7 protein-coding genes are annotated in these 6499 nt (G+C 35.4%); 5 read left to right on the plus strand and 2 right to left on the minus strand.

All coding sequences use genetic code 11. From position 1 onward, the window contains the following. The first annotated feature begins 107 nt into the window (after positions 1-107). The 5 genes from DDE80_RS13460 to DDE80_RS13480 all read left to right on the plus strand — a co-directional run bounded on the left by DDE80_RS13460 (position 108) and on the right by DDE80_RS13480 (position 4492). Positions 108-521: an IS5 family transposase gene (locus DDE80_RS13460; RefSeq protein ID WP_282432380.1), complete on the plus strand. Its 414-nt coding sequence runs from the start codon at positions 108-110 to the stop codon at positions 519-521. Positions 522-799: 278 nt separating this feature from the next. Beyond that, complete coding sequence (locus tag DDE80_RS13465; RefSeq protein WP_108308406.1) at positions 800-1408, plus strand: thymidylate synthase; 609 nt, start codon at positions 800-802, stop codon at positions 1406-1408. After that, the gene (locus tag DDE80_RS13470; protein ID WP_108308407.1) at positions 1409-1942 is read left to right on the plus strand and encodes a non-canonical purine NTP pyrophosphatase; all 534 of its coding nucleotides are present in this window, start codon (positions 1409-1411) and stop codon (positions 1940-1942) included. A 2-nt stretch (positions 1943-1944) separates the two neighbouring features. Then, positions 1945-2583: a nucleoside/nucleotide kinase family protein gene (locus tag DDE80_RS13475; RefSeq protein ID WP_108308409.1), complete on the plus strand. Its 639-nt coding sequence runs from the start codon at positions 1945-1947 to the stop codon at positions 2581-2583. A gap of 4 nt (positions 2584-2587) precedes the next feature. After that, positions 2588-4492 (plus strand): NAD(+) synthase, encoded by a 1905-nt coding sequence (locus DDE80_RS13480; RefSeq protein ID WP_108308410.1) that lies wholly within the window; start codon positions 2588-2590, stop codon positions 4490-4492. A gap of 151 nt (positions 4493-4643) precedes the next feature. Here DDE80_RS13480 and DDE80_RS13485 read toward each other — a convergent pair whose 3' ends face one another. Together DDE80_RS13485 and DDE80_RS13490 are read right to left on the minus strand one after the other, a co-directional pair. Then, on the minus strand, positions 4644-5510 hold the full coding sequence (locus DDE80_RS13485; protein ID WP_161952345.1) for a radical SAM protein: 867 nt from the start codon (positions 5508-5510) through the stop codon (positions 4644-4646). 14 nt (positions 5511-5524) lie between these two features. Then, a complete protein-coding gene (locus tag DDE80_RS13490; protein ID WP_108308413.1) occupies positions 5525-6274 on the minus strand; it encodes an AIR synthase related protein in 750 nt (249 codons plus the stop codon). Positions 6275-6499 lie beyond the last annotated feature (225 nt).

Below are 6499 nucleotides of genomic sequence, written 5' to 3' on the forward strand. Positions count from 1 at the left end.
ATCGAACCTGATTTTGAAAACGTAAGCATCGATTCAACAAGCGTTCGCGCTCACCAACATAGTGCGGGGGCAAAAAAAACGCCATCGATACCGAAGTTGCCCAACACATCGGTGTAAGTCGTGGCGGAAAAACAACGAAAATCCATGCCATTGTGGATGCGTTAGGCAACCCATTGTTATTTCAACTAACAGCTGGAAACGTGCATGATAGTCAACCTGCTTGTGACATGTTCGACCAACTTCCAATCGCGGGCAGTAACGTATTAGGTGATAAAGCGTACGGTACAAAGGCGATTCGCGACAAACTGACAAGTAAAGGCGCACATTATACGATTCCACCACGTACGAACGCCAAAGAACCGTGGTCTGTCGATTGGTATCTCTACAAAGAGCGTCACGTAGTCGAATGCTTTTTCAATAAAATCAAACACTTTCGTCGAGTGGCAACCCGTTACGACAAATTAGCCACTTCTTTTTTGGCATTCGTTTATATCGCTGCGATTTTCAAGTTGACGCAGTAAAATGGAGTTTTTAGATACGTCCTAGTATCAGCACGGATAATTTGTCAAAAAAGGTGATACATAATTTTCGCTAATCAGCAGGTGTAAGATGTTAATTATTGTATTTTTGGTATTTTATGAAGATTTTATAACCATAATAAGGTTATTTATGATAAAGTAGACTCATAGAATTCAAAATATAAAGGTGAAAATAATCCTTCACCTGTTTTGACAAAATTAATTGCAAACAAAAATTTTGTTTATGTTTTGAGTTTATTAAAAAAGAAAGAGGAAATTATATGCAAAAAATTTATGAGACAATTGGAGAAGCATGGGTTGATGCTTTAAAAGATGTATACAATTCTAAGGATTTTGTAGAAGATTATAAAGAAGTTTTAAACTTTCAAACTTCTTTTCTTCATAACGTACAGTCAGATTTTATAATAGCTCAAGATGCACGCGTTCAAGCTGACACGTTAGAAATGCGCAAAGTATTTTTTACAGCTGAAGAAAATATTTTTGGGCATAGCTACTATAACACAGGTAAAGGCCCATTTGGGAATAATGGGGTAGAAGATATAATTACACTTTTAAAAGAAAACACAACAAGTAAGCGTGCGGCGTTATCTTATCCACCTTATGCCCATGGTAAAGTTCCATGTATTAACTTAATTCACTTCATGATTCGTGAAAATCAATTAGTTGTTCACTATTATTCTAGAGGACAAGATATGTATCGTAAATTCCCATGCGATGCAATTTGTATAGCCGAAATGGCGCAAGAAGTGGCAACAGCATTGGATATTCCAATTCATTCAATTACAGCGACAATTAGTTCAGCGCATATTTATGAATATGATTTTGAAAAAACAGTTACGTATTTAGAACAACAAGCGGTAGGGGTTTAAATGGAAAAAGTAGCATTATTAACGGGTAATAAAAATAAATACGCACCGTTTAAAAATTTTTTAAACGGAAGTATTATGGAAGTTGTGTTATTTAAAGAAGAAATTCTTGAAATTCAGGCGAAAACATTAGAAGACGTTGCAAAGGCAAAAGCAGAAGCTGTGCATAAAATTTATAAAAATTCGTTTTTGATTGATGATGTAGGGTTATTTTTAGATGCGTATCCTAGTTTTCCAGGTCCGTATACAAAGCATATGCTTCAAGTTTTAGGTGCAGAAGGCTTTAGTAAACTAATTGAAGGAAAATCAAATAAGGCTACATTTACGTGCATATTAAGTGGTTACATAAATGAAGAGTTTGTTTTAGTGAAAGGTGAAGTCTCTGGAAAGTTTGATCCAACAATTCCTTTACAAGATGGAGAAATGCCATTATCTACGTGGTTTATTCCAGATGTATCATCGCCATATGGTGCATTAGAGCATCGCTTCCAAGCATTAGAAAAAATTAAGAGAGAAATTGATTTTAGGAGAGCTTAGTTATGAAAATCCCAGCCTCTTTATTGAAACCAAATAAAGATTCAACACAATTTATTGTAGCGATTGAAGGGCCAGATGGTGTTGGGAAAACATCTATGTGTAATTTAATGGCTGAAAAGGTTGAATTTTCACACCAAACGTTACCAGCACAATTTAATCAATACGAACTTAAACAACGTATGATTTTTGAAGCGTCTTGGATGGCATCAGCCTTTTTCTTTTTATCAGGTGTGATGGAAACGAAACGAGAAATCGATTTAAATCCTGCTGAAACACATTTAATGGATCGGAGCTTTTGGTCCACATTAGCAGTGAATTGGGTGAAAGATCCTTTACGTATGCCAGCTTTATTAAATTTACTAGATATAGCACATGCGTTCATACCAATTCCAAACCTTATTATTATTTTGTATGCATCGTATGAGGAATGTAAAGCTCGAAGCAATTCTAAAATGGATCATGGGAAAGATTTAGATCGTGTATCATTTGAACAATATGAAAAAGAGATTGCTTATTATCATTTGTTAGAAACATCTTTACCTAATGTAATTAGTGTTGATACGAATGGGTTAAACCAGCAACAAGTGGTGGAAGTTGTAGAGGAAAAAATAAAAGGATTTAAACGTAGATTGGAGTTCTAGTCATATGTCATTTGGCTTTATTCGTGTCGGGGTTGCTTCTCCAGAACTACATGTGGCGAATTGTACCTCGAATGCCGAAAAAATCATTCACTTATTAAAACAAGCAGATGAAAAAAATGTAAAAGTCGTTGCTTTTCCAGAGCTTTCGCTTACGGGCTACAGCTGTGGTGATTTATTTTTCCAACAGCAGCTCTTGAACGCAGCGCAACAAGCACTACAAACGATTTTAAGTGCTACAGCGGAATTAGATGTAATTGCCTTTGTAGGGATGCCGTTAATAATTGGTGTACATCTATTTAATGTAGCGATTAGTATACATCGCGGGAAGATATTGGGGGTTGTTCCTAAAACATATTTACCAAATCAAAAGGAATATTATGAAGCACGTTGGTTTTCTCCTTCTTGGCAATGCCAAGTAAAAGAAATTGTCCTTTGTGATCAAATCGTACCTGTAGGAACAGACTTGCTATTTCACCATGCGACTGATGAAAGGATTATTATAGGTGTGGAAATTTGTGAAGATCTTTGGGCACCGATTCCTGTTAGTTCACAACAAGCAATCAATGGTGCAACGATTTTAGTTAACCTTTCAGCTAGTAATGAACAAGTTGGAAAACAAAAAATTCGTCGCCAATTAGTAGAGAATCAGTCTCGTCAAACTGTGAGTGCTTATTTATACACATCTTCAGATAAAGGTGAATCTACTACTGATTTAGTATATAGTGGTGTGGGTTTGATTGCAGAACAAGGGGAAATTGTTGTTGAAAGACAAATGTTTTCAGATGAGCCGTTTCATTATACGGAAATTGATACGATGTGTATTTTACAGGCAAGAAGACAAGTCGCAACGTTTGCACAACAAACATCCACTCGAAATGTGTCATTTTATACGGAGAATCCAACATTGAATTTAACTAAAAAAGTGAATCCACATCCTTTTTTACCAGCGGTTGAAGAACAAAAAGATTTTTGCGAAGAAGTCATTAAAATCCAAACAGCAGGTCTAGTAAAAAGGATGGAATATTTGAACAGAAAGCGTTTAATTATCGGTGTTTCAGGCGGATTGGATTCTACACTTGCGCTACATATTTGTGTAAATGCATGTGAGCAGCTAAATTTAGGCACTGAAAATATTTTAGCTATTACTATGCCTGGATTTGGTACAACTGATCGAACATTAACCAATGCGCACCATTTAATGGAAGCTTACGGCGTTACGTCACGTGAAATCTCTATTAAAGAGATTACAAAGCTGCATTATCAAAATATTGGTCATGATGAAACTATTCAGGACTTAACATATGAACAGGCGCAGTCGCGAGAAAGAACACAAATATTATTGGATCTTGCTAATAAAGAACATGGTATTGTGGTAGGAACGGGCGATTTATCGGAAATGGCGTTAGGGTGGATGACTTATAGTGGAGATCATATTTCCATGTATTCGGTTAATATGGGGTTAACGAAAACGATGATTCGCTTTATTGTTTCCTATCTTGGGAAAACAGAGGCTAAACAATTACAGCACACATTGCAAGATATTTTAGCAACACCAATTAGTCCAGAATTGTTACCACCAGATAAGCAAGGTAAAATTCAGCAACAAACCGAGCAGCTTGTAGGTCCGTATGAAGTACATGATTTTTTTATTTATCATGTACTAAAGCATCAATGTGAGCCGAAAAAGATTTTGTATTTAGCTAGGCACGCATTTGGGGACAAATACCAAGCTACGCAATTACGTAGCTGGCTAAAGTTATTTTATGAGCGTTTCTTTACACGTCAATATAAGCGTTCATGTTTACCGGACGGCCCAATGGTAGGAGATATTTCTTTATCGCCACGAGGATTTTGGCGTATGCCGAGCGATGCAAGTCCAGCAATTTGGTTAGAACAATTAAATCATTGATTTATAAAACAAGAGTGCTTATTCGCGAATAAGCGCTTAGTGAGGCTGCTACTTGTCTAGTGAAAATTGGGAATAGGTTTCCACCATCCAAGTGGCAAAGAGGCATCCGAGAAGTCATTCTGGGACGCCTTTTTGCTTTTTAGTGGACAAATTATTTTTGATATGTAACGTTTTTGTTTTTTTGAATATATGTTAGTACAGGGCTATTTTTTAAATTATCAATAATTTCTTCGTTTGTGTTTACCCCAATTTGTCCATAAATTTTCTTCATAATTTGAATTTGCCCGTTATGGAAAACAATTAAGCAATTTCCAGAAACACCTTCTACATTAGATGATTGGAATTGAACTTCTGTTTTTTTAAGTAACGTTGAAGGGAATTGATTTTTCATTTCTTCGAATAATACCATCGGTAACGCATACTTATCTTCATATATTTCTGAACGGAATTTATCTTTAATGAATTGATAAATTTTCCATTTATTAATAGGAAGCTGGTGTTCCTCTACATATTGTGCGAATGCTGGAATGTCTGAATAGTTCACTGCTGATGCTACAGTAGCTAACAAAATTTTAATATTTGGATTTTTTTCTTTCAATGCTTTCATGTTTGCAATTGGAAGATGGAATTGGTCCTCCTTTGAAATTTTATTCTTTGCTGGACGCATGCGAGCATTTGCCTCTACTAAACCGTCTAATGAAATTCCTATCCATTCAAAGTTTTCCGCGATTAAATCGAGATGTTTCCCTAAATAAATTCCGTTTGTACGTAAAATTAATTGGAAGCCACGGGCTTTAGCTAAACGAACAGCCTCTTCAAATAAAGGGTTTAACAATGGCTCACCACCGCAAAATTCGATCGTTGTCGCATTTATTTGCTGTGCAAAATCTAAACATTGTAAATATGTTTCTTTTGTCATATGCGGATTGATATCATTTTCACCATAGCAATATTCGCATTTATAATTACAAAACCCTGTAAAATATAAATCTACCGTACTGATTTCAATAGTTGACATAACGTAATCCTCCATTAATATAAATAGCCTAATTTAGTTATTTGCTGAGACAAATTTTTTTGCATTTCTGCTGCATATTGTTCAGGCATTGTAAAAATAACACAACTTGCTGGTCCTCCTGCCTTTTGTATATCAACAACTAGTTGTGAGTTATTTAATGTTACATGGAAATCATTAAGCTCAGCTAAAACTCTCGCCTCATGTGCGATGCCTTTCGAACCGATAGGAATAATTTCATGTATAAAGGGTGATTGTACAAGCACTTTAAAATTAGCTAATGAACACAACTCCGAATCAAAGGGGTATGAAATTTCTGAACCGATTTTTGGGATACCTAGTAAATAAATTGCATCCCCTGCTTGAGAACAAGCTATTTTAAGTTGATTTGTTTCACTTATTCCGATAGCGGTAACACCGATACCTGTTTGGACAGTAGGTACTAAATCTTCCGTACTGCCATTAAGTGTACTTTGATCGAGTTGAAGCTCATCTAAAATGCGACGAATACCTTTAATCATTTGTTCTCCTGTAGGTTCCATTTCAACGCTTAACGTATCGACAAGCGTTACAAGTGAAGCACCAACAGATAAAATTTCCATAAGTGCGACTCTAGCTGTATAATAGGCTACCAAATCTGGTGATAATTTAATGGAATCGTATGTTTTTAGTCCAATACCTCCAACTGCATCACAACTAATTATGATTGATTGTGTATCATTAATTTGAATAATACTTAAATCACGTTTTTTTGATATTTTTAGCACGTCAAATTCATATCCCTTCTAACTTTTATAGTGAAGTACGACTAGGTAAATGATCTTTATATAAACAACAGTAAATTGAATAACTGTAATTTTTAAGAATTGGATCTAAGTCAAGATTTTGGACACAAAAAGATTAAGTTTTTTTGCTGCACAACAACCATTCATGGAGTGTTCCACATCCCAAGTAGATTGTCAAAGTGAAAAGAGCCTTTGATAACCTACTTG

It is taken from the genome of Metalysinibacillus jejuensis (genome assembly GCF_003057615.1).
Lineage (GTDB): Bacteria > Bacillota > Bacilli > Bacillales_A > Planococcaceae > Metalysinibacillus > Metalysinibacillus jejuensis.

Excerpts from the sequence above, each read along its gene's own strand:
- DDE80_RS13470 (WP_108308407.1), top strand. The coding sequence starts at position 1,409 with ATGGAAAAAGTAGCATTATTAACGGGTAATAAAAATAAATACGCACCG.
- DDE80_RS13465 (WP_108308406.1), top strand. The coding sequence starts at position 800 with ATGCAAAAAATTTATGAGACAATTGGAGAAGCATGGGTTGATGCTTTA.
- DDE80_RS13485 (WP_161952345.1), bottom strand. The coding sequence starts at position 5,510 with ATGTCAACTATTGAAATCAGTACGGTAGATTTATATTTTACAGGGTTT.
- DDE80_RS13475 (WP_108308409.1), top strand. The coding sequence starts at position 1,945 with ATGAAAATCCCAGCCTCTTTATTGAAACCAAATAAAGATTCAACACAA.
- DDE80_RS13480 (WP_108308410.1), top strand. The coding sequence starts at position 2,588 with ATGTCATTTGGCTTTATTCGTGTCGGGGTTGCTTCTCCAGAACTACAT.